Genomic DNA, 25,109 nt, shown 5'->3' with positions numbered 1-25,109 from the left:
TAATTTATTCATCAGGATGATTTCTTATGTTTAATTCTATATTTCTGTCAATTGGCTGGAACAAAGAAACAAATGTATCCGTTCTTTGAACACCATCAATAGCTTGAATTCTATTCATCAGTAAGTTTTGCAAATCATTTATATTTTTGCATATAATTTTTAAAAACAAGGCATATTCACCGGTTGTGTAATGTAGTTCAACAATCTCTTTTATTAAGCTCAGCTGTTCTACAACTGTTTTAAAATCTTTTGCTTTATCTAAATATACTCCTATAAAGCAGCATACATCATATCCAAGTTTTACAGGATCTATTAAAAGTTTTGTACCTTTTATTATATTCATATCTTCCATCTTTTTCATTCTAACATGAATTGTACCTCCGCTAACGTGGCACTGTCTTGATATTTCAAGAAATGGAGTTCTTGAATCGTTTATTAGTATATCTAGTATTTGAAGATCTAAATCATCTAATCCATTTACTTTTAAGCCCATAGTACTCACTCCCTACCTCAAATAATAAACTAATTATTACACTAATTAATTTATTATAAAAAAACGTTTATAATTAATTATAGCCTATTTTTTATAATTATAGCATATTTAATGGGATAATTTAATTATATTTTCAAAATGAGCATATATATTTTTATTAAAGTAAAAAAGTATTGATATATAATTGAATTTATATAATAATATAATTAGTGACATACAAAAAGGAGGACTTAATATGCCTTTGTGGTTAAAAGTAAGTTTACAGATAATATTTTTTGTGATTGTTTTTATGGTCGTCTATAATCAACTAAAAATTCATGTACTTTCAAAACTTCATCCCAATAAATGGATTATCTTAGTTGCAGCAGTGGTTTCGTTCTTTTTGCCACCAATGGTGGCTGCATACTTTAGATATAATCTAGCGAACACGGTATGGCAATATGTGCAATCAGTTGTGTTTATAGTGTTTTTCCTGTGGTTTGTAGATTTGAATACAGGTGCGATATATGATACAACATCTAAGAATAAAAGAAAAAAAGATGTGACTATAAAACCTAAACCTAAGCCAAATAGAGCTAAAAACTATAAAAAAAATAAAAAATAGTACATATTGTTAGCATTTTAGAGACCTTTTAAATAAATAATTCCTAAAAGTTACATGCTCCCTCTTGTAGACTTTTGTTTATCTATGCTATAATTATATTATTATTTGAAACTTTAATAAAAAGATATAGTAAGTTTTTATATATTGTTATATAATATATATTGTAGATATATTATTAACTGAGATTTAAGTGAATTTTATGCCTATAATCCCACCTTTTTAAGGTGGGATTATTTATTGGATTATTTATAAATAAGGAGAGGATACTTATGGTTCGTATCGGTGAATTTAACACTTTGAAAATTGTAAGAAAAGCAAGTTTTGGATATTATTTGGATGCAGATACAGGAAATACTAGTGATGATATACTGTTGCCAAATGGAAATGTAACTATAGATGATATTAGAGTTGGAATTGAAGTTGAAGTTTTTATATATAGAGATTCTAAAGATAGACCAATAGCTACTATGAAAAAGCCATTTGCAGAGGTTAATCAAATAGCATATTTAAAAGTTGTGTCCAAAACAAGTATTGGCGCATTTGTTGATTTTGGACTTGAAAGAGATGTTTTTGTACCAATGCGAGAACAGAAGTATGAAATAGAAAAAAATAATTATTACCTTTTCTACATATATCTTGATAAAACAAATAGAATAGCAGCTACTACTGATATTGATAAGCATTTGGAAAATGCTCCAGATGGATTATACAAGATTGAAAGCGAGGTTAATTGTGTAGTATACGGATTTCAAACAAACAATACTATAATGGCTGCATTAGATAATAAATATAGAGGAATAATATTGAAAAATGAGATATTTGTAAATGTGAAAGAAGGGTATGAGTTAAAAGTTAGAGTTAAGAAGGTATATGAAGATGGTAAACTTGGATTGACACCTAGAAAAAAAGCGTCAGATGAGAGAAAATCACTTGAAGATGATATACTAAATTACTTAAAGAAACATGATGGCTATATGCCGTATAATGATAAAAGTTCCCCTGAAGATATAAGAAAAGTTTTTAAAGAGAGCAAAAACTATTTTAAGAATGCACTTGGTGGTCTTATGAAAAGAAATTTGGTAACACAGGATAGTAGAGGAACTTTTTTGAAAAATTAGAAATCGAATTTTAATTACTATCTGAATATAAAAAACTATACTACAGAAAATAAATATAAGTTTTATTAAATATACTATTAAATATTTAATAGAGTTATATTTGGAGGTAGTATGGTGAAAAAGAAGATATTTATATTCCTTATGCTATTTATACTCATTGGAGATACTGTTTATGCAAAACATGGTGAGTATGGAGTTCATTTTTTAGACACTGGACAGAGTGATTGTATATTAATTAAAGCTGATGATAAGAATTATATTATAGATACAGGGGCATCATATTATACCAATAAGATAATTAGATATTTAAAAGAATTGAAAATTGATAATATAGATGGCGTAATACTCACCCATTACCACGACGATCACTATGGCGGACTAATTAAAATAGTTGATAATATAAAAGTTAACAATGTATTTTTACCAAAACATTATAATGAGGTTAAAGATGATATTTGTAAAGAGCTCAATCAAAGAAATATAAATATAAAATATATAGATAAAAATTCTGCTTTTAAGTATAAAAGAATGAAATTGAAATTTTTATTGCCTGATAAAGTGAATCGTAGAAATGAAAACAATAATTCTGTTATGATATGCGGAGAAATAGATAATATAAATTATTTATTTGCAGCTGATTGTGAAAAAGAAGAGGAAAGGTTTATGACAAAAAAGAATAAATTAGAGAAATGTGATGTGCTTAAAGTCCCACATCATGCACTAAATACAAGTTCTACTAATGAGTTTTTAGAAAAGATAGATCCTAAAATTGCAATCGTAACGTCAAATGGCGTTGAAACTCCGGATATGAGAGTTATAAATAGGATATCACGTAGAGGAATCATGGTTGTTAGGACTGATATATATGGTAATATAGTTATAAGTAAGCATAATTTAACTACAGGAAATGGAAGAGTTAATATACAATTTTAAACTCGAAATTGTATACAGAGTTTGTAATTCCAGGCTTAACTTATGCTCTGGCCGGGATTTCCAAAATACGTCACGTAAAAAATTTCTAGTAAGTCTAAGCTTGCATTCATAAAAATCTTAGTGGATTATATAAACTCGCTTTGCTCAGACATATATAATCCACTAAGATTTTTAAGAACGCTTCGCGAGCATTACTACAGAATTTTTTAATGTGCCTTAATTTCAGAAATCCCGGCCTGCGCATAAGTTAAGCTTTCATACATTAACCATACATAGTTTTTGTAATTTAAAGGTTAATTTAACCTTTGGCAGCATCTCCCGGTGGATAGATTAGCTTTTCATTTATAAACCCTATAATAGTTATATGAGCTTTTCTTCTAGAAGGTGTTTTGCTTGACCTATAGTTAATGGAAGCGTGTTTGTATCTAAATAACCGTCTTTTTGAAGGATTTCAATCAAATGAGCTATTCTCGGTAAGCGTAAGTTTATTTTTCTCAGTATATCTTTTTTTGAGAAAACTTCGGATGCAGATCCACTTAGTATGGTTTTTCCACTGTTTAGGACATATATACGATCGGCTAGCAGCGGAACAATATCTACATCATGAGTTGCAAAAATTAGAGTTATACCAAGTTCTTTATTTATTTTATTAAGCAATTTTATAAGTTTATTTACTCCACGTGGATCCAAAGCAACAGTTGGCTCATCTAAAACTAAAATTTTAGGTTTCATTGCGAGTACGCTTGCAAGTGCAATTTTTTTCTTCTGACCTCCACTTAAATTATGTGGACTCTTATCAATAAAATCTTTCATATCAACAAGATCTAATGCCCAATATATTTCTTTGTCTAATTTTGCACCTGATAATCCCATGTTTATTAGACCATAAGCAATCTCCTGACGTACAGTTGAATTAAAAAGCTGATCATCTGAATCTTGAAAAACCATACCTACAGTACTTCTTATCTTAGATAGATTTTTTTTACGGATTTCCATTCCGTCAATTGTAACACTGCCGGATGTTGCCTTTAAAAGTCCATTAAAGAGCTGGAATAAGGTGGATTTACCAGCTCCATTCGGGCCTATTACAGCTATTCTTTCTCCAGCTTTAATTGACATACTTACATTATCTAAAGCACGGCTTCCATCACTATATGTGTAACTAACTTTATTTATATTTATAAGTTCCATAGCTAACCCTTTCTTTATAATACAATATTTATAACAACTAAAATAAGTAATAAAATTAAAGCCAGTATACTAATTAAAAGATCAAATTTTGGTATATGTTTATTAAAATAGTTCAAGTTTTCGACACTATCTTCAGAATAACCTCTGGACAGCATTGCATTATATATAGATATACTTTTATCGATAGATTTAATTAAAACATAGCATGCTATTTTACCAGTATCTGCGATTCGCCTTGACCAAGAACCGACATAACCCATTCGGCTCATTTGAGCCATATGCATTCTGCGGGAGGTTTCTTCAATTATAAACACATATCTATACATCATATCAGCCAGATCAATAATTATACCGGGTATTTTACATATCCTTAGTGTTTCTAGGATTTCAATCATAGATGTACTAAAAGATAGGAGACATGCTATTGTTACTGCAGTTACAATTCTTAAAAAAAGTAAACACCCAAGCATAATTCCTTCGACATAAATATTCAAGTGATGTTTTCCAAATGGTATATAGGTTAAAACTGTATGGCCATTAGTAAAAAGCATGCTCAAAAATACTATCCATGCTATTCCAAATGGAATAATTAATCTTTTAAAAAGCTTTTTCCATGGTATATTTAATGTATAGTATCCTATCAGTGAAAGTATCCATAGTAAAGTTATTAAATACCAATGAGAAAGAAAAGTAGTAATTACTATACTAGTTAAGAATAAAATAGTTTTTACTCTTCCATCCAGGTTATTCAAGAAACTGTTTCTATTAGAAATATTTTTAAATGGAGATATTTCCATGATCAGTTTTCCTTTAAAGATTTTTTACTTGATTTTGATTTGCCAAATAACTTTTCCCAATGATGTCCTACTATAAGACCTGCACAAAAATTAGTTACGGAAAAGGCACCAACTTCTGCATCTCCAGGCAGTTCTATAAATGGATGATTATCTGCCTTTATTTTATCAGAGGCCATTGTGTTTACCTTATCATCAGTTCCGCCAGCCTCCATTTTATGACTGCTCATATATTTCCCAGAAATAAATATAAGAATTAATAGTATTAAGCCAACTATTAAAATATTTTTGGTAAAATTATCTATAAATTTTACATTCTTATTATCTGTTTTAGAATTTGCTTCCATAATTATTTTACCTCCTCATATTTTTTCCCGAGTACATTTGGCATTAGATCAGGGCGCCTATTTACCATAACTTGTAAGACTACAGCAGTAAATATTGCTTCACCAATAGCAAGGGGAATTTGAGTAGGACCATAACCTGCAAAAAATATCATCCATTCCTTTAGTATTGGTATGTTTCCATGCAGACTTATTGCTAATTCCAGTGCTGCAATTAGATATGTGACTATATCACCAACAAATCCAGCAACTGCCGCGGCCAACCAAATTGGACTTTTAAAATATCTAAGAAGCTTCCAACAGACATAACCGGAGATTCCACCTGCTATACCCATAGAAAAGTCATTTGCACCAATTGTGGTTATTCCACCATGACCTAAAAATATTGCTTGAAAGAACAAGCATATGGCTGAAATTACAGCGGTTGCAAGTGGACCGACAACAATAGCAGCAAGAGGGGTGCCACATGGATGAGAACATGAACCTGTTACAGGTACGGGAAAATGCATACATGAAATAACAAATACTGCAACCCCCATCATAGCCAGGAAGGGTTTGTAGTATAAGTTAGCCTTAATCCTATTTTTTATTTCTTTTATTCCGGGAACAATAAAAAAGGCACTTACTACGTACCATGTACCCCATGCCTGAGGTGATAAAATTCCATCTTCAATATGCATAAATAAAGACCTCCAATATTATAAAATTATTAATAATGTAAATGGTCAGGTAATAGCTTGTACATCAAATTACTTATATAAATTATGTAATTGATTATAGAGCATACCTGAAAATAAGTACAAAAAAAATCCTTATATAAAAAACGATTATAAGGAACTATAATTTCTGCAATTAATCACCTCCCCATCGTTCGTAGAGTTAATGGTGTGATTATAGGCTGGTATTCTGACTTAAGAATTAACATTTTTATAACCTTCCCGGAGAGATAAGAAATACTCCAGTGGTATTTTATAAAAACTCCTCTTTCACAGCGGCGGGACCGTACAAGAATTACACTTGACTTCCCATTTAAACCCATATATTATTTAATATGAGTACCTATAAGCATAATATTAAATTCGTATTAATTATATGATTAAATGGGAGAAAAGTAAAGTTATTGATGAAATAAGCATAATTTTGAATTTAAATCGTAAGTTATTTTGAAATAATAAATTAATTCATTTATACTGTTAATATATAATAAATATATTAAGTGAATTAGTCGTAATTTATGGAGATGGAGGTAGTTTTATGGAGATATCTAGAATTGGTAAAACCTCAGTTATGCCTTCTGAGAAAAAAAAGATCTCGGTAAAAAAAGATTTTTCTCAAAGTTTTAATTCGCAAATGGAAAAAAAATCGGAAGAACAATTAAAAGAGATGTTTGATGATATAAAGAAAAAAGGCAATAGACTTTCAATAACTAAATGTTATAGTGATGTAAAACAATATAAAAGTATGATAAAAGAATATCTTAAATCTGTTTTAAATCATATGTATAAGGTTAAGAAGGATATAAGTTTTTGGCAGACTCAGTATTTTATAACGGTCGATACTATAGACAGTAAACTGGAGGAACTTACAAATATGCTTATGAATGAGCAAAAAGACAATCTTAATGTTGCATCAACTATTGATGAAATAACTGGTTTATTAGTGGATATATACAAATAGGATAATTATTAATATTATAAAATTTGTATTATTCATAAAATATTCCTCTGAGATTTAATGTTATATATACAAGAACTGCGTCCGTAAAATGCATAATATTACGTATTAAGCATTGATCGTAGATATATGGCTATAAGGACAAACTTAACTCACACCGCAGAGGTATACTCACAAACTCCGGCACCCTAAAAAAGTTTTAACATCTCTAAGCTTGTCTTTTAAAAATTTAAGCAGATTATATAAACTCGCTTTGCTCAAACATATATAATCTACTAAAATTTTTCTAAAAGACTTCGCCAAGAGATGTAAAAAACTTTTTAGATGTGTCTTCAGTTTCTAAGTATACCTCTGCAGCATGAGTTAAGTTTGTCCTTATAAATTATAAATCAAATGCTCAATAAAATAATTTCGCCTTTAAGGGTTTATGGCGATAACCATATTGATTTAAAAGTCCTCTACTCCATTTAAATATAAATCATATATAATCTCACTCATTTTCTTGCAATAGTATTTGTCAACTTACATTATAATTTCCATGATTGTATTCTCTTTATAAAGGTTTTACGGATGTAGTCCTTGTATATATAACATTAATCCGGAGGGATATTTTAAAATTACAGAAGTTATAATAAATAACGAAATTTTTCCCGGTAAAAGATTAAATATATCTAAAATTAAAATAACCTGCCCTTCACAAGAAGAACAGAGCACCCTAACGGGTTTGAAGGCTTACAGTCTTCCTTCTTTAAGTTATAGTAATGACTGTACTAATTTAATTATTATGACATTAACTTCCCGGGTATATAGTAAAACTCACATTTAAATTTAAATCTGTTATGAAAATAGATATGCTATTTTTTATAACTCCCATAAGTTTAAAATATCCCTCCGGGATTATATTATTCAGGGGATTACCATTCATAAAATTCCAAATCAATTAAAAATATAGAATATCGCATTAAACAATTTATTGCAAACATAAGTAAAATTCTTACGTAGTGGAGTACTGTGAAAAACCTTAAAATCCCGAATACCATTTAAAATATGATCTTATTCATACTTTTTTAATTACTTTAATATATGTTTAAAATTGTAATTATAGTATGAATCACTAGGGCCGATCGTCCTAGAACCCTTGAAGGTGATATTTCACTTATTAAGCATATAACTTATAAGGACAAACTAGGCTTATACGTAGGGGTGCAATGACAAAATGAAAGCACATTTAAAAAGTTTTCTACAGTTCTTAGCGAAGTATTTTAAGAAATTTTAGTAGATTATATATGTCTGAGCTTTGCGAGTTTATATAATCTGCTTAAATTTCCAAAATACAAGCTTAGAACTGTTAAAACTTTTTAACGTGCTGAGTTTTGTTATTGCATCCCTACGTATAAGCCTAGTTTGTCCTTATAGCACCATATATCTATGATCAATGTTTAATACGCAATATATGCATTTAATAATCCATATTTTCTTGTTCCGCAGTAGGAAGAAAAAAGGCTGCAACAATTCCAATTAATGCAATAACAACCATTAAAATAAATCCCCAATGATAACCAGTTTCTAATGCAATCGTTTTGTTAGCTCCTACAGTACTCTTAAAATTAGAACCTAATGCAACAACCAACATTGCCAGTGCGGTACCTAACGATCCGCCTATTTGTCGAATAGTTGATGAAACTGCATTAGCATGAGTAGTATAATTAGAATCTATAAAATTAATACCTGCCGTAAAAGTCGTCATCATTGTAAATGAAATTCCTATCATTCTTAGAGCATAACAAAAAGCAATTATAATTAAACCTGTTTGATTATTAAATAAAAGCATAGGAAATGTACCTAATAGTAGAATAAAAAAACCAAATAATGATAAACGCTTGATACCGAATTTATCAAAAAGTATGCCGGAAATAGGATTACAAATACCCATTATAATTGCACCAGGCATCATAATTAAACCAGAGACAAGTGCTGTTTCACTACAAGTTGTTTGCAGATAAAGAGGCAATACTAACTCAATTCCAACCATTGCAATATTACTTAGCATGCTTAAAAAAGTACATAAGTTAAACTTATTATTTGAAAAAATACGAATGTCAAGCAATGGTGAAGCTAACTGCAATTGTCTTTTACCAAACAAAAACAATATAAAAATACCTAATAAGAATATAACAACAAGTGATAGTGTCAAATGTCCAGAATTTCCAAGTTCTGATAAAGCATAAAGGATAAAGCCAAATCCTAAGAGTGATTCAATAAAAGATAAACCATCAATTGTTGTGCGATGAGGTTTGGTAATATTTTTCAAAGTAAAGAAAGCTAAAATGGCAGTTACTATACTTATCACACTCAAAATAATAAAAAGCATCCGCCAATTTGCATATTTTAAAATTAAGCCTGAAATCGTTGGACCAACTGCGGGACCGAATCCAATAACAAGGCCAGTAATTCCCATAGCAAATCCTCGCTTTTCTGGTGGAAATAGTAACAAAATAACATTTTGAATAAATGGCATTAAAGCTCCAGCTGCAACAGCTTCAATAATTCGACCAATCAGCAATACATAAAAATTTGGTGAAAACAAGCAAATTAGCGAGCCCGCTAAAAAAATTCCCAACATCATTAAATAATTTGTTTTTAAACTAAAAGAATTGAAAATCCAGGCAGATAAAGGAATTATCAATCCAACAACCAAAAGATAGGCAGTTGTCAACCATTGTGCAGTGGATTGATTGACACCAAAAGTGTTCATAATTGTCGGCAGTGCATTATTCAAAAAAGTTTCTGCCAATAAAGAAACAAATGCTCCTAGTAACAATACCGACATCATATAATTTCTTTTTTTAATTGAAATATTTATTGATTCAAATGACATTTGATTATTTCTCCTCTCAACATGTAGTATGCTATATATTAAAATTTTTAATGATTTTATTCAGAGAATTAGAAAAATACTTCTGATCATCTTCACTCATGTTTTTGACAATCTTTTGATTTACATTTTTCATAACTTTATAAATTTGATTAATATGATTTTTAATTACGTTGTATCCTTTACCAGACAAAGACAATACAATTTGCCTTTTATCACTTTTTAAATGTGCCACATCAATCAACTGCATTTTTTCTAAACGTTTGACAATACTGCGAATCGTCGAATGGTTCAAAACAAATTTATCTGCTAATTCTTTCTGTGTAACTGTTCTGCCTTTGGCTTCAAAAATATAGATCATTAAGGCAACCTGTGGCCCCGTCAAATTATATTCAGTTAAAATTTCTGCAATTCGGTTATTTAATTCTTTTTCAATCAATGTATTTGCAATTTTTATTTGTGGACCAATTGAGTTTAGAATTGATGTTTCCATTTTATCACCTCACAAATATGTAGTTTACTACATATTTTGTTTTTATACAATAGATTTTAGCTATATTATTGCTAACAAAAAATCATCCAGCAAAAAATCTAAAAAGCTGCTGATAAAATATATTTGTCAGCAGCCTAATATCTATTTTAGTAATAAATAGTGCTATTTTATTTCTTCTTGTTTAAGTGAATAAGCTATTTTCATGGAATTTGTCAATTCTAGTGCAAAATGAATTTTGTGTCCGTCAGCAATCGCTTTTGGTGCTCTTCCCGGACAGAAAAAAGTTGATTTCATACTAAATCCGCCTTGCTCTGGACGAAATTGGTGAAATGCACCTATATGAATATTTGTGCCGTCACTTTTAAGCAATGTTTCACCAAACATACTCTTTGGATAAGATGGATCTTTTTCAATTGGCAAACCTTCTGGAATATCCTTACTAGCAGTTCCTGTTATAAATGTTGGTTCTCCAAACATTCCAAATGCCTCCATACCGCGTTGTTGTTCACCAGCAACAATGTTTCCTTTGACAATATAGTGTTCCGGCATAATTTCTAAGGCAAATCGTTCACCTTTTCCGCCGCCTACAACCGGTAGTACCTCAGGAATAGTTATGCCCGTAACATGAATTTCAGTTACACCAATATGCGATTGGGTTGGATCATAATCTTTAATGTATTCTTTCCAGCGGCATTCCGCATCTGCTTCAGCATCTTTAAAAAGATTCAATGTGCCTTGTTCACCTAAACTATTACGAATATCAAGTGAAATTTGTTTCACTTTTTCTGGTTCCAGCCAATTGATATCCTCATGTGACAATTTACGGCCACTATCACGCACGTCTGCACCTAAAGCTTTCAATTCATGTAATACATGTAGTGCACGTTGGTATTCGTATTGTGCCAATTGTGCATCTGTATAAATTTCACCATCAATTTTCACTTCAATGTTTAAATTAGACATATGAATTCCTCCTTATCTTAATTATCTACATTATAAACAAATTGTTCAATACGTAAACAATAAAATAAATTGCTTTGTTGCTCTATTTAATAATTTTTACTATTATATAAAGTAAATTTACACCATGTAAATAAGAGGAGTGAAAAAGTAAATGCTGTACTTTATTAAGGTTAGATAAAATAACAAAAATAAATAGCCTAATAGCTTTTATCAATAATTAGTATCTATTAATGTTACCAATTAAATAAGATAAAACATCATTCATATTTAGAAAACTTTATACGCCTTAGCTTGATGGACATGGGCTGTAAGCCTTCAAATCCGTTAGGGTGTCCTGTTCTTCTTGTGAAGGGCAGGTTATTTTAATTTTAGATATATTTAATCTTTTACCGGGAAAAATTTCGTTATTTATTATAATTTCTGTAGTTTTGAAATATCCCTCCGGGATTAATGTTATATATACAAGGACTACGTCCGTAAAACCTTTATAAAGAGAATACAATCATGAAAATTATAATGTAAGATGGCAAATACTATACAAGAAAATGAGTGAGATTATATATGATTTGGGTTTAAATGGAGTAGAGGACTTTTAAATCAATTTATTTATAGATAGGTTTAAAATTTTAGATAAAAAGTTAAGGTAATAAAATACGCCCTTTTAGGTGCGGGCGAACCCTTTGTGGATAAAAGTTTCAACTGAATTTGTAATAAAAAGATTCAAAAAATAAACCACACACTTTAACTTAATACAAACCTTTATTATTTAACAGATATCTAAAACCACAATTATAGTATAAATCAATATGGTTATCGCCATAAACCCTTAAAGGAGAAATAATATTTATCAAGTTTACATAAGTTATATAATTATTTATATACTTTTATTAGTATATAAAGCATTTATTGATTTAAGTATATAACTTATAAGGACAAACTGGACTTATACGCAGGGGTGCAATAACAAAATGAAAGCACATTTAAAAAGTTTTTTTACAGTTCTTAGCGGAGTATTTTAGAAAATTTTAGTAGATTATATATGTTTGAGCTTCGCGAGTTTATATAATCTGCTTAAATTTCCAAAATACAAGCTTAGAACTGTTAAAACTTTTTAACGTGCTGAGTTTTGTTATTGCACTCCTACTACGTATAAGGCTAGTTTGTCCTTATAGCCCCATATATCTATGATCAATGCTTAATACGTAATATATGCAATTTATGAATTCTGAATCCATAAGTTGTAGCTTGCATCTGAAGGCATTCTCCAATCGCCTCTTGGTGAAAGACTTACGCTTCCAACTTTTGGCCCATCAGGAATTGCAGAACGTTTAAATTGTTGTGTGAAAAATCTCTTTATGAACTTGTCAAACCATTTATTTATAGTATCTTTATCATAATCATCTTTAAATGCATGATAAGCCAGAAATAATATTTTTCCAGGTTTAGTCGAATTTCTTATAAAGTGATATAAGAAGAAATCGTGAAGCTCATATGGACCAACTATATCCTCTGTTTTTTGAGCAATTTTTCCATCCTTATCCTTAGGAAGGAGTTCAGGACTAACCGGTGTATCTAAAATATCCATTAATATATCGGATATCTCCTTGCTCACTTCTTTTTGTGCTACATAGGATACTAGATATCTAACAAGTGTCTTAGGTACTGAACAGTTTACCCCATACATTGACATATGGTCACCATTATATGTAGACCAGCCAAGGGCCACTTCAGATAGGTCACCAGTTCCTATAACAAGACCACCTTCCTTATTAGCTATATCCATTAAAATTTGTGTTCTTTCTCGCGCCTGAACATTTTCATAGGTTACATCAAACTTTTCAGCAGGGTGATTTATGTCTTTAAAATGCTGCAGACATGCAGGCACTATATTTATTTCTCTAAATTTTGTACCAAGCATCTTACATAAATTTACTGCATTGTTATAAGTTCTATCTGTAGTTCCAAAACCAGGCATTGTAACTGTTATTATATTTTCTTTTGGAAGCTTTAAGATATCGAAGGTTTTAACTATAACTAAAAGGGCTAAGGTAGAGTCAAGTCCTCCTGATATACCAATAACTGCTGTGTTTAAATGTGTATGTGATATTCTTTTTGCAAGTCCTGAAGTTTGAATATTGAAAATTTCTCTGCAGTGCAGTTCTCTTTTAGTTTCATTTGAAGGTACAAAAGGATGTTTGTCAACGAATCTATCAAAGGTTTTGCAGTCAGTATTTTTAAATGAAAATTTAATCTCATGTGTTTCAAAGGGTATGAATTTAGAATTGTCTCTGAAACTTACATTCTTTAATCTTTCATTATTTAATCTGTCTATATCTAGTATAGAAGTTTGAATTTGGTTTTCCCTTTGAAATCTGGTATTTTCATTGAGTATAGTTCCATTCTCACAAGTAATTAAATGGCCACTAAAGACTAAATCTGTACTTGATTCAAAGACACCTGTAGATGAATATATGTAAGCAGCCATACAGCGTGCACTTTGATTTTTAATGAGTTCTTTTCTATATTCAGCTTTGCTGACAAGTTCATTTGAAGCTGATAAATTTGATATTATATTTGCTCCCATGAGGCTTAGATATGAACTTGGAGGTATAGTTACCCATACATCCTCACATACTTCAAATCCAAATTTAAAATCATTGTATGTAAATATTAGATTTGTTCCAAATGGTATGTTTCCTTGGAATGTAAAGTGCACTTCTTTATTTATCAACCCTAAGCCTTCTGTAAACCATCTCTTTTCATAGAATTCAGTGTAATTTGGAATATAACTTTTAGGAATTATACCAAGAATCTTCCCTTCAAATATTATATATGCACAATTGTATAAACAGGAATTATATTTCAATGGGGCTCCTACAGCTATAAGTATATCCTTATTTATTGAAAAATCGCATAATGATTTGACAGCATCAATGGATTTATCCAGTAGTAACTGAGAGCAGAATAAGTCGGCACAGGTATATGAAGTTATACTTAACTCCGGGAATACTATGAGTTTACATCCCTTTTCAACTGATGAGTTTATACATTTTTTAATATTATTTATATTGAATTCTATATCAGTAACATTTGTTAAAGGAGAAGCCGAGGCTACTTTTATAAAATTGTAATTGTTCATTTGTATCATTCCTTCCATAATAAACTTAACTTAAAAATCATTAATTATAATTATTGATTACAATATATCAATTGTCAATTAAATCTATGAAAATATTGACTTTACCAAAATTTAATATTAGAATTACTTTATTGAATGTTTAATGAATGAAATGAGGGGAATAAATGGATAATAAAAAACGAATAACTAGTAGGAAGCTTCAAGCAATTGAAAGAAGACAACAATTACTTGATTCTGCTAAAAAGTTATTTGCCAAAAATGGTTATTATAATACTTCTGTGCATTCAATTACAAACAAAATAGGTATGGCTGATGGATTGATTTATCATTATTTTCCTAAAGGGAAATTAGAAATTTTACATACTATATTGAGAGATGGATGTAATTACTTAGTCAATCATGTGAATGATACATTACAAGGCGTAACTGATGACATGACTTTAGATGATGTTATGCTTTATTTTTGTAATGAATTAAGAAATACAGTTATGCTTGACAGTGAACTCATTATAATTATGCTCCAAGAAAGAGATTTACTTAGAAGAGAAACTAGAGAAATTATATTCAAAATGTTTTCAAATATATGGATTCAAATAAATAATTTCATTAAGGATAGATATCAAAAAGGGGAAATTAAAGAAATGGATTTCAGAATGGTTACGCATCAATTTATGTCTATAATTGGGAGTACAGTTATGATGAAATTTTTATTTCCGGATTTAAAATCGGAAGACACCAGCAAGTATATAGAAGAATTAGTGAAATTTACTACAGATTCTTGGAAAAATTAGACTAACATATAGTCTAATTTTTATTGAATAAAAAATTAAATGTACGTTCAATGAATCAAATGAGCATTTACATGATTAGAGGAGGTTTAATATGAACAAAGTAAAAAATTTAATTCGTAAAGTAATTAAATTTATGAAGGAACGTAAAATACTTTCCATAGTTGTGGTAATTATCATAATTGCAGCCATAGGAGGTGGTATTTTTTTAGGTGAGAAAAAAACATCCAACCTTTCTAAAAAGACAAATAAAGTTTCTGTAAAAGTAATTGAAGCAGATATGGATACAGTGTCAGAGAAAGCATCTTTTAAGGCTTCTCTTGAAGCGTCAGAGGAAGGAGTTATAAGTGCCAAGGTTCCCGGAAAGGTAACGCAGGTTTCATTCCAAGATGGACAAACCGTATCTGAAGGAGAGACTTTAGCAAAGGTTGATGATACAGATATAAAAAATAATATAAAAACGGCTGAGGCTCAACTTGCAGCAGCAAAAGCTCAATTACAGGCAGCACAGAGTTCATCGGATTCTGCGCAGTTGTCAGTGAATAAGCCACAAATAGATTTACAAACAGCTCAAAATAATTATAACAGAGTAAAGGCACTTCATGATCAGGGTGCTGCTTCAGATGTTGAATTTGAAAATGCGGGGTCTCAGTTAAAAACTGCTGAAAGTGCGCTTGAGTCTGCAAGGGCCAGTGCTCAAGCTTCTAGTATGTCAATTCAAACTCAGGAGGCCAATATACAAACTGCTCAAACAAATTTGGATAATCTAAATGATTCACTGCAAAACACAACCATTAAGTCTCCAACTAGTGGTGTCATAACTGGTAAAAATGTTAGTATAGGTCAGTATTTAGGTGCTGGAACAGCTCTTGGGAAGGTTGACATTATATCACCGATATATGCAGATATAGATATTAGAGAAAGTGATTTAAATTATATTAAATTAGGAACAGATGCTAAATTAAAGCTGAATGACGATGATAAAACTAGCTATAATGGTGTTGTGAAAACTATTGATACTGCTGCAGATCCAGTTTCAAGAGCATTTAAGTGTAAAGTGCAAATTGATAATAAGGACGGAAAACTTAAACCGGGTATTTTTGGAAAGATACAAATTGCTACTGATCAAAATAAAAAAGTGATTACAGTACCGGTAAAAGCAATAGGAGGAACTCAAGGGAATTATTATGTATTAATAGATAACAATGGCAGGGTAAGAAAAAAGACTGTAACCATAGGTGATTTTGATAAAAGTAATGTGGAAATAAAATCTGGAATACAAGTAGGTGATAGTGTTATTTGTACTAATGTAAGTAGTCTGCAGGACGGTGATTCTGTAAAAATAGTATTTGACTAGGAGGTGATATTCAATTATGTTTTTAGCAGATGTTAGTTTAAAAAGACCAGTATTTATAACAGTAATAATTATTGCTTTGTTGGCTTTGGGTATAGTTAGTTATAAAAGTCTGTCTGTGGACCAGTTTCCAGATGTTGATACTCCAGTTGTATCTGTTACAGTAGTTGAAGCTGGGGCGGCTCCGGATCAGATTGAGTCTAAAGTAACAAAAAAGATAGAAGATTCTATAGGACAAATATCTGGTGTTTCACATATTAGTTCAACTGTAACAGAGGGAGTTTCAAGTACAGCAATTATATTTGAATTAAATAAACCTTCAGCTGAAGCACTTCAAGATGTAAAAGATAAAGTATCCAATATTAGAGGAACTCTTCCAACAGATATCACAGAACCTGTAATTGCAAAGTTTGATGCTACTGCACAGCCTATAGTATCCCTTACGGTTAGTGGAGAAATGTCAAGTAAAGATATATCGGAGGTAGCAGATGATGATGTTGTTAAGAAGCTGCAGACAATAAACGGTGTTGGAGCTGTCAATACATATGGAGAAGAACAAAGAGAAATTCATATAAATCTTGATAAAGAAAAAATGAACTCATATAATATTACAATTGCAGAAGTTAGTAATAGTTTAAAAAGTGATAATATAGATGTATCTAGTGGCAAGATTGATGATGGTGATACAGAAATAAGTTTAAAAACTAATGCAGCTATAAAGAATGTAGATGATTTCCTAAATATATTAGTCACTACACGTGATAATAGTGAAATTAGACTTAAGGATATTGCAACAGTTAAGGACAGTAGTAAAGAAAAGGATAGTTTATCTTTTTATAATGGGAAACCGGCAATTGGTATAGATGTTTTAAAACAGTCAAATTCAAATACTGTTGAAGTAGCTGACTCTATAAAAGAACAAATTGCTAATATCCAAAAAGGACTTCCATCTGGTGTAACAATTAAAGTTGTACGTGACAATTCAACATCTATACGTGATTCAGTTAATGATGTTCAGAAAACACTCATAGAAGGATGTATACTTGCAGTAGTAGTTGTTTTTATGTTCTTAAAGAATGCGGCAAGTACTGCAATCTCTGGAATTGCAATACCAATATCTATAATTACTACATTTGCAGTTATGAAGGTTATGAACTTTTCGCTGAATATAGTATCTTTAATGGCATTGTCTATTGCGGTTGGATTGCTTATCGATGATGCAATAGTTGTTATTGAAAATATTGTAAGGCATCTTAATATGGGGAAAAGTCCGGTTAAGGCAGCTAAGGAAGCAACTTCTGAAATAGGACTTGCAGTTATGTCTACTACTTTTGCGCTCGTAGCAGTTTTTCTCCCTATAGCAATGATTAATGGATTGGTAGGAAAGTTTCTTGTGCAATTTGGATTGACGGTAGCTGCCAGTGTTTTAGTTTCGTTATTTGTGGCATTTACACTGGTTCCAATGCTGTCATCCAAGTATTTAAGCAGCAAAGAAAAGCCAATACCTGTAGTAGGAAAGTTTTTAGATAAGTTTGGTGAGTTTTTTGATAAGCTGGCAGATTCTTATGCTAATGCTTTAAGAACTGTTTTGAAACATAAGATCTGGGTAATAATAATACCTATTATGATGCTGGTAGGAAGTTTGTTTATTGCTACAAAATTAAATATGGGATTTATTGCGACTTCTGATAAGGGAGAGTTAGATATAGAAGCAGATTTGGATTCCAGTTCTACACTAAATAATGCTTCTGATATCACTAATGAAATGGAAAATATAATAAAAAAAGATCACAATGTAAAATATATATATTCAACAGTAAAATCAAGTAAAGTAAGCATGCTCGTAAAGCTCTCAGATAAACAGGATAGAAAAGAAAGCGCTGATGAAATAGGGGATAAAATGAGGCAAAACTTGAACAATATTCCGGGAATAGATTTGTCTGTTGTTAATAGTGGAGGTTTTCTTCCAGGAAAGATGGCACAGTATCATATTAAAGGTGATGACTTTACAAAACTTCAAGCATATGCTTTAAAGGCTAAAAGGGTAATGGAAAATACTCCGGGTGCTGTAGATGTAGGTTTGACCTATAAGGCAGGTAAACCTGAGGTGGATTTTGATGTAGATCGTGATAAAGCTGCAGACCTAGGAGTAAGTCCTGCTACAATTGCAAGTACACTAGGAACACTTTTTAACGGTACTGTTGTAAGCCAATACGAAACAGATAAGGATAGATATGATGTTCGTGTACAGGTTCAGGATTCCGATAAGAAAAATCTTGATAGTTTAGATGGAATTTATGTACCGGGAAAGAATAATACTATGATTCCAATAAGTCAGGTAACTAAAAAGGTGTTTACAACATCTTCTTCAACTATAAATAGATATGATAAGCAGAGAGAAATACAACTTACAGCAAATTATGCCGGAGTGTCACAGAGCAAGTTTAATAATGCATTTAATAAAAAACTAAAAACTGAAGCTGCATTACCGGATGGAATAGAAGTGACGTCTGGTGGAGCTGATGAGCAAATGAATGAAGGAATGTCAGGACTAGTAACAGCACTTGGTATGGGAGTTCTATTTGTTTTCTTAGTAATTGCAGCCCAATTTGAAAGCTTTTTAGATCCCCTTGCCATTCTTCTTTCACTGCCTCTTGCCATTATTGGTGCAATTTTAGGATTGTTTATTGGCAATAAAGAACTTGATATGATGTCAATGATAGGTGTTATCATGTTAATGGGTTTAGTTACAAAAAATGCAATTCTGCTTATAGACTTTGCAAGGCAGAATATGAGTCGTGGTATGAGTATCGAAGAATCCTTAGTTGAGGCGGGCCGTACACGTTTGAGACCTATTATTATGACTACTTTGGCTATGATTTTTGGTATGCTTCCTACAGCTTTAGCTACTGGTTCAGGTTCAGAGCTTCGTGCCCCTATGGCCTTTGCAATTATTGGAGGATTGATTACATCAACATTATTGACATTATTATTTGTTCCAGCTGTTTACGTATATTTGAATAGTTTTAAGAATAGATTCAAAATGAAGAATAAAAAACATTCTTCTCAAAGTGTGCAACTTTAAAATAATGAAAAGACTGTGTTATTAATTATTTAATAACACAGTCTTTTTGTTATTTATTTCCCTTTAACATCTCACCTATAGCTGCGATTGAACCGAGTGAAGATAGGGTTTCATTTGGAAGTATTAGTTTATTAGCAGGATTTTTAGCCATTTCTTGAAGAGCCTCAACCTGTTTTAATGCAATAACTGTTTCGTTGGTACCTGAATCTATTATTGCAGTGTTAACTTTTCTTATTGCTTTTGATTGGGCCTCTGCTATTGCTTCAATAGCTTTTGCCTTACCCTCTGCTTCAAGAAGCTGTGACTGTTTTAAACCTTCAGCTCTTCTTATATTTGCTTCCTTCTCAGCTTCAGCCTGAAGTATTTTTGCCTGTTTTTCACCTTCAGCTTTTGCGATATCACTTTGCTTTTCACCTTCAGCTTGAAGTATAACTGCCCTTTTATCTCTTTCAGCTCTCATCTGCTTTTCCATGGCCTGCTGTATTTCGGATGGTGGAAGAATATTTTTTATCTCAACTGATAAAATTTTTATTCCGTAGGCATCTGTTATATCATCTACAACCTTTAAAAGTTCAGAATTTATTTTATCTCTTCCAGATAAAACTTCATCTAAGGTCATATTACCAACTATATTCCTCATGTTCGTTATAGTACTATAGATTATACCGGATGTATAATCTTCAATATTATATACTGCATCTTTAGGATTAAGAATTCTGTAAAAAATTACGTTGTCTATTGATATTTTTACGTTATCCTGTGTTATAACACTTTGGGGTTCTATATCTAGTATTTGCTGTTTTGTGGAAACCTTTCGCCTGACAAAATCTGCAAATGGAATTATAAGGTGCCAGCCCGGGTTTAATATTCTGTGAAATTGACCAAATCTTTCTATTATGCTTACGTATCCTGTATTTACAATTTTGATACATGATACAAATACTAAGAATAAAACAACTAAAATTATAAGTAAAATTAATATTGACATTTATATTCCCTCCTCATTTATTTTTTCTATTAATATTTTATTGCCTTCTAATTTTACAATTTTTACTTTATCTCCTTTTGAGATATTATCTCCTATATTATATATTTGCCAAAGAACTCCATCTATTTTTACCACGTTGTTGTTTAACATATCATCGTCTACTGTAATTTTTCTCCCTATATAGGTTTGTTCTCTGAGTAATGTAGGTTTTATTGTAGCTTTTATATTCTTTCTGACTAATGGATATCCAATTGCTATTGATAAAATACTTATTATCAAAAATATAATACTTTGAATGATTATTGAATATCCGAGAATCTGAGTGAAAATAGCAGCTATAGCACCTATAGTAAACCATACGAAGAAGAAATTGCTTGTAAATATATCAATTATGAGTGCTACAGCTGCGATGAAAATCCAAAGTATTAAAAAATGATTCATAAGCTCCCCCCTAATTGTTTAGTTATTAATATTATATTTTACATATATTGATTATGATTTAATGATACATTAATTTCTTAGGAATGTAAATTTCTAAGTAACCTTAAATATAGTATAAAATAACTCTTAAAACGATTTTACGCATTATAGTATATGATTTCTTGCATTTTGCTCGAATTATCGTGAGGAATAAATTTACCTATTTGCTTGACGTATAAATATGTAAATGTTAAGATACAATTGAAATTTATAGGAGGTAAAATATAATGGATAAAATTGCAAGCTTTACAGTTAATCATTTGAAGCTACAAAGAGGAGTTTATGTTTCAAGAAAAGATAAATTTAAAGATGTAGTTTTAACTACATTTGATATAAGAATGACCAGGCCTAATCTTGAGCCAGTTATGAATACAGCTGAAATACATACAATTGAGCATTTAGGTGCAACATTTCTAAGAAATCATAAGGATTATGCAGATAAAACTATGTATTTTGGACCGATGGGATGTAGGACAGGTTTTTATCTTATTTTATGTGGAAATTATGAATCTAAAGATATTGTTGAGTTACTTAAGGAAATGTATAAATTTATTGCCGGATTTGAAGGAGATGTACCGGGGGCAGCTGCAAAGGACTGTGGCAACTACCTCGATATGAATTTACCTATGGCAAAGTACCTTGCGGATAAGTTTTTAAATGAGGTTTTGATGAATATTTCTGATAAAAATTTAAATTATCCACAATAATATTTTCATAAAATAAAGTAGAATAAATTTATTCCGATCATAAATTATGTTCGGAATAAATTTTTTGTCAGAAGTTTAGCACTTAAAAAATTTTTAGGATGGTAGTCCTTTGAATTATAAAGTCTTATGAATATTTACAGTAGAATTAACAGATTCCGATTTTTACTGGAAATTATACGGAAAAAATTTGCATAATAAAAGCATCCTTTTTATAATGGTTTTGCTAAAAACTAAAAATAAAAGGATGCTGATAAAATGAGTAAAAGTTATTTGAAACAGCTACTCACTTATATTAACAGGGTATATGATATAGGTGAAAAAATCAATAGTTTAAAAAATAAAATAATAAAATCTCCAGCAAAAGTTTCAACAATAGCTTTCGTAGTATTATTTGGATTCATGCTTCAAATAAGAAGTTTCAATAGATTAGAACATTGGATTGAAAAGAATAAATTTAAAAAGGTATTACCTAAAAATACTAAAATGCTACGCATTGACGCCGTTAGGCGTTTCTTGAATGATTTTGATCTTGATGGCTTAAAAAATATCAACAAGCACATAATAAAAACTACTGCGAAGAATAAAGTATTTAGAAATGGTACTATAGATGGTTTAAAGGTAGCTGCCATAGATGGTGTAGAACTATTTGACAGTATTAAAAAATCTTGTAACAACTGCCTTACAAGGGTTGATAAAAATGGTATAACGCATCATTTTCACAGATCAGTAGTTTGTGCAATGGTTGGTTGTGATCCACATATTGTTTTAGATCAGGAAATGCTTGAACCCCAAAAAGATAGTTCAGGTAAAGATGAAGGAGAAATTACTGCCGGCAAACGTTTAATTAAAAAGCTGTATAAAAAATATCATCACTTTGCGGATATCATTGTAGCTGATGCTTTGTATTGTAATGCTACATGGATAAAAGAAGTACTCTCTATAGGAATGAATGCTGTAGTTAGAGTAAAAGATGAACGTCTTCACATTGTAAAAGACGCATTAGCTTTATTTAAATGCCGTGAGGCAGATAAGAACTGGATTGTAAGAAAAAATACAAATATCTACACAAAGATTAAGGCATGGGAAGATGATAATTTTGAAATGTCTGATAAGGATATAAAAGTAAGGTTCTTGAGGTTTGTGGAAGAAATTCATACTGGAGACAGAATAGAGATTAAAGAAGGATGGATCATAACAACAGATAAATTTACATCAGTAGAAAGCCTGTGGAAGATAATGCATAAAAGATGGGACATTGAAAATAATATATTTCATCAACTGAAGACGGAATGGCATTTAGATCACTGTTTTCTTCATAGCCCTACGGGCGTAGAAACAGTTTTAATGTTTATAATAATAGCATTTAATTTAATGCAGTTATACTTTTTTAGGTGTATAAGGGGTTTTAGAGAAAAGAATATGCTTCAAATGGATATTATTGAAGATATAAAAGATGAAAGATTTACTATAGAAGATAATTGGAATAACCCTATATTTGGAAAGACATAATTCAAAATTAAAACTGGAAATTGATTATATAAATTTATCGGGGTAAAGAGGTATTATAATTATTTTTTTGACCTAACGGTCTCCGTGCTTACCAGCTCTTTAAATAAATGTAATTGGATACAATTCCAGTAAAAATAAAATTTTTACTGGAATTTAGGTGCTAAATCTCTGATTTTTTGTATGCTAACTTTTAAATATATTTTATTAATGTTATAATGAATTTTATGTTAGTTTTAATAGGAAGAAGGACGAAGTTTATAATGAGACGACTAAAACAGATGAAACTTTGGGAAATAAATTTATACATTGTCTGGTTTTCACAGGTTTTGTCTTTGATGAGTTTTAATTTTGGAATGCCTTTTTTGCCTTTTTATATTCAGCAGCTTGGAATAACAAGTACAAACAGTGTTAAACTCTACTCGGGAATTTTAAACGCTGCACCTGCTATAACTATGGCAATAATGTCACCTATTTGGGGAATTGTATCAGATAAATATGGTAGAAAATTAATGCTTATAAGAGCTATGCTGTGTGCTTCATTTATAATTGGAGCAATGGGTATAGTTATGAATATAAATCAACTGATTATTTTAAGACTTGTGCAAGGGGTATTTACAGGAACTGTTACAGCAGCTCAAATTTTAATAGCAGCTAATACACCTAAAAATAAAATATCTTATGCACTTGGTTTCTTATCATCGTCAACTTTTATCGGGCAATGTATTGGGCCAGTAATTGGTGGTGCCTTAGCGGAATGGGTTGGATATCGTGTAAGCTTTATAATAGGTGGTATATTGATGTTTATTGACTTCTTATTGGTTCTATTTTTTGTTAAAGAAGAGAAGAATGTAGATGTCAAGGATGATGAAATTCGTAATAGGGATAAAAATAAGTCACTTCGTACTGTTTTCACTACAACAGCTCTATCTATGCTTGTTGTAATTTTTTTTATAAGAGTTGGCCGTAGTGTATTTAATCCGTATATTCCTATATTTGTACAGGAGGTTAGGTCAACAGCTAGTGGCGCTGCAGGTATAACAGGGGTAATGAATGGAGTTCTTGCTTTAATGACGGCAATGGCTGGATTAACCTTAAGTAAACTTGGTGATAAATATGACAAAATGAAACTGCTGATAATATATCTGACTTTAGGTGCAGTTATATCGGTACCACTTATTTGGATAACTAAACTGTGGTTATTTACATTTGTATTTGGAATAATGTTCTTTGTAACAGGAGGAGTTGAGCCAGTTATAATGTCTATTACAGCGGAAAATACACCTGTTGACAAGAGAGGAGTATTATTTGGAGTTCAAGGGACTATCGGGAGTATTGGATTTGCAGTAGCACCTCTACTTGGAGGAGCTATTTCCATAAAATATTATACACGAGCTATTCTTGTATGTATACCGATATTTTTAATTATATCTAGTATCTGTGTGTTAGTTGTTATGATTCATAAAATTAAAACCGATCCTAATTCAAAGTTGGATTTAAGGAGTATATTTAAATTGTAGTATCTAAAACTCTGGTATTGTATTTATAACATTAATAGATATTTTATAGAAAATAGATTT

21 protein-coding genes and 1 riboswitch are annotated in these 25,109 nt (G+C 30.7%); of the genes, 10 read left to right on the top strand and 11 right to left on the bottom strand.

What is annotated here, in order from left to right; genetic code table 11:
* Positions 1-4: 4 nt before the first annotated feature.
* Positions 5-493 (bottom strand): Lrp/AsnC ligand binding domain-containing protein, encoded by a 489-nt coding sequence (locus D4Z93_RS11325; RefSeq protein ID WP_119973624.1) that lies wholly within the window; start codon positions 491-493, stop codon positions 5-7.
* Positions 494-728: 235 nt separating this feature from the next.
* Here D4Z93_RS11325 and D4Z93_RS11320 point away from each other — a divergent pair, with 235 nt between their 5' ends.
* From D4Z93_RS11320 to D4Z93_RS11310, 3 genes are all read left to right on the top strand, one after another.
* Positions 729-1,097, top strand: coding sequence for a hypothetical protein (locus D4Z93_RS11320; protein ID WP_119973622.1), 369 nt, complete (start codon positions 729-731; stop codon positions 1,095-1,097).
* Between the two features lie 269 nt (positions 1,098-1,366).
* Complete coding sequence (locus D4Z93_RS11315; protein ID WP_119973620.1) at positions 1,367-2,215, top strand: CvfB family protein; 849 nt, start codon at positions 1,367-1,369, stop codon at positions 2,213-2,215.
* A gap of 111 nt (positions 2,216-2,326) precedes the next feature.
* Complete coding sequence (locus D4Z93_RS11310; protein WP_199798392.1) at positions 2,327-3,148, top strand: ComEC/Rec2 family competence protein; 822 nt, start codon at positions 2,327-2,329, stop codon at positions 3,146-3,148.
* A gap of 360 nt (positions 3,149-3,508) precedes the next feature.
* Here D4Z93_RS11310 and D4Z93_RS11305 read toward each other — a convergent pair whose 3' ends face one another.
* Genes D4Z93_RS11305 through D4Z93_RS11290 form a run of 4 tightly spaced genes read right to left on the bottom strand, consistent with a single transcriptional unit; the run spans position 3,509 to position 6,157 of the window.
* Positions 3,509-4,339, bottom strand: coding sequence for an energy-coupling factor ABC transporter ATP-binding protein (locus D4Z93_RS11305; RefSeq protein ID WP_119973617.1), 831 nt, complete (start codon positions 4,337-4,339; stop codon positions 3,509-3,511).
* Positions 4,340-4,353: 14 nt separating this feature from the next.
* On the bottom strand, positions 4,354-5,136 hold the full coding sequence (cbiQ, locus tag D4Z93_RS11300; protein WP_119973615.1) for a cobalt ECF transporter T component CbiQ: 783 nt from the start codon (positions 5,134-5,136) through the stop codon (positions 4,354-4,356).
* 2 nt (positions 5,137-5,138) lie between these two features.
* Positions 5,139-5,480 (bottom strand): hypothetical protein, encoded by a 342-nt coding sequence (locus D4Z93_RS11295; RefSeq protein ID WP_119973613.1) that lies wholly within the window; start codon positions 5,478-5,480, stop codon positions 5,139-5,141.
* A gap of 2 nt (positions 5,481-5,482) precedes the next feature.
* Complete coding sequence (locus D4Z93_RS11290; protein ID WP_119973611.1) at positions 5,483-6,157, bottom strand: energy-coupling factor ABC transporter permease; 675 nt, start codon at positions 6,155-6,157, stop codon at positions 5,483-5,485.
* A gap of 199 nt (positions 6,158-6,356) precedes the next feature.
* Positions 6,357-6,555: riboswitch (cobalamin riboswitch) on the bottom strand.
* Positions 6,556-6,731: 176 nt separating this feature from the next.
* Here D4Z93_RS11290 and D4Z93_RS11285 point away from each other — a divergent pair.
* Complete coding sequence (locus D4Z93_RS11285; protein ID WP_119973609.1) at positions 6,732-7,154, top strand: YaaR family protein; 423 nt, start codon at positions 6,732-6,734, stop codon at positions 7,152-7,154.
* 1,456 nt (positions 7,155-8,610) lie between these two features.
* On the opposite strand, the gene D4Z93_RS11280 is transcribed toward D4Z93_RS11285, so the two are convergent.
* The 4 genes from D4Z93_RS11280 to D4Z93_RS11265 all read right to left on the bottom strand — a co-directional run bounded on the left by D4Z93_RS11280 (position 8,611) and on the right by D4Z93_RS11265 (position 14,621).
* Positions 8,611-10,029 carry an MDR family MFS transporter gene (locus D4Z93_RS11280; RefSeq protein ID WP_119973607.1) on the bottom strand — a complete coding sequence of 473 codons (1,419 nt, stop codon included), beginning with the start codon at positions 10,027-10,029 and terminating at the stop codon, positions 8,611-8,613.
* Positions 10,030-10,060: 31 nt separating this feature from the next.
* Positions 10,061-10,519, bottom strand: coding sequence for a MarR family winged helix-turn-helix transcriptional regulator (locus D4Z93_RS11275; protein ID WP_119973605.1), 459 nt, complete (start codon positions 10,517-10,519; stop codon positions 10,061-10,063).
* A 162-nt stretch (positions 10,520-10,681) separates the two neighbouring features.
* A complete protein-coding gene (locus D4Z93_RS11270; RefSeq protein ID WP_119973604.1) occupies positions 10,682-11,482 on the bottom strand; it encodes a hypothetical protein in 801 nt (266 codons plus the stop codon).
* Between the two features lie 1,216 nt (positions 11,483-12,698).
* Positions 12,699-14,621 (bottom strand): NAD(+) synthase, encoded by a 1,923-nt coding sequence (locus D4Z93_RS11265; RefSeq protein WP_119973602.1) that lies wholly within the window; start codon positions 14,619-14,621, stop codon positions 12,699-12,701.
* 164 nt (positions 14,622-14,785) lie between these two features.
* On the opposite strand from D4Z93_RS11265, the gene D4Z93_RS11260 reads away from it, so the two are divergent.
* From D4Z93_RS11260 to D4Z93_RS11250, 3 genes are all read left to right on the top strand, one after another.
* Positions 14,786-15,412: a TetR/AcrR family transcriptional regulator gene (locus tag D4Z93_RS11260; RefSeq protein WP_119973600.1), complete on the top strand. Its 627-nt coding sequence runs from the start codon at positions 14,786-14,788 to the stop codon at positions 15,410-15,412.
* Positions 15,413-15,503: 91 nt separating this feature from the next.
* Positions 15,504-16,766, top strand: coding sequence for an efflux RND transporter periplasmic adaptor subunit (locus tag D4Z93_RS11255; protein ID WP_243105939.1), 1,263 nt, complete (start codon positions 15,504-15,506; stop codon positions 16,764-16,766).
* A gap of 16 nt (positions 16,767-16,782) precedes the next feature.
* Positions 16,783-19,848, top strand: a complete 3,066-nt coding sequence (locus tag D4Z93_RS11250; protein WP_119973598.1) for an efflux RND transporter permease subunit — start codon at positions 16,783-16,785, stop codon at positions 19,846-19,848.
* A 49-nt stretch (positions 19,849-19,897) separates the two neighbouring features.
* Here the strand turns inward: D4Z93_RS11250 and D4Z93_RS11245 are convergent, their stop codons facing one another.
* Positions 19,898-20,836, bottom strand: coding sequence for an SPFH domain-containing protein (locus tag D4Z93_RS11245; RefSeq protein ID WP_119973597.1), 939 nt, complete (start codon positions 20,834-20,836; stop codon positions 19,898-19,900).
* On the bottom strand, positions 20,837-21,277 hold the full coding sequence (locus tag D4Z93_RS11240; RefSeq protein WP_119973595.1) for an NfeD family protein: 441 nt from the start codon (positions 21,275-21,277) through the stop codon (positions 20,837-20,839).
* A gap of 266 nt (positions 21,278-21,543) precedes the next feature.
* On the opposite strand from D4Z93_RS11240, the gene D4Z93_RS11235 reads away from it, so the two are divergent.
* The 3 genes from D4Z93_RS11235 (at position 21,544) to D4Z93_RS11225 (ending at position 25,049) form a co-directional block, all read left to right on the top strand.
* A complete protein-coding gene (locus tag D4Z93_RS11235; RefSeq protein ID WP_119973593.1) occupies positions 21,544-22,023 on the top strand; it encodes an S-ribosylhomocysteine lyase in 480 nt (159 codons plus the stop codon).
* Positions 22,024-22,278: 255 nt separating this feature from the next.
* Entirely contained in the window at positions 22,279-23,532 is a 1,254-nt protein-coding gene (locus tag D4Z93_RS13530; RefSeq protein ID WP_119973485.1) for a transposase, read from the top strand.
* Positions 23,533-23,792: 260 nt separating this feature from the next.
* Positions 23,793-25,049 (top strand): MFS transporter, encoded by a 1,257-nt coding sequence (locus D4Z93_RS11225; RefSeq protein ID WP_243105937.1) that lies wholly within the window; start codon positions 23,793-23,795, stop codon positions 25,047-25,049.
* The last annotated feature ends 60 nt before the right edge of the window (positions 25,050-25,109 follow it).

Source organism: Clostridium fermenticellae, assembly GCF_003600355.1.
In the GTDB taxonomy this organism is placed as follows: Bacteria; Bacillota; Clostridia; order Clostridiales; family Clostridiaceae; genus Clostridium_AV; species Clostridium_AV fermenticellae.
The sequence above is the reverse complement of the archived record's forward strand: the minus strand, read 5'-3'. Positions and strand labels throughout refer to the sequence as shown.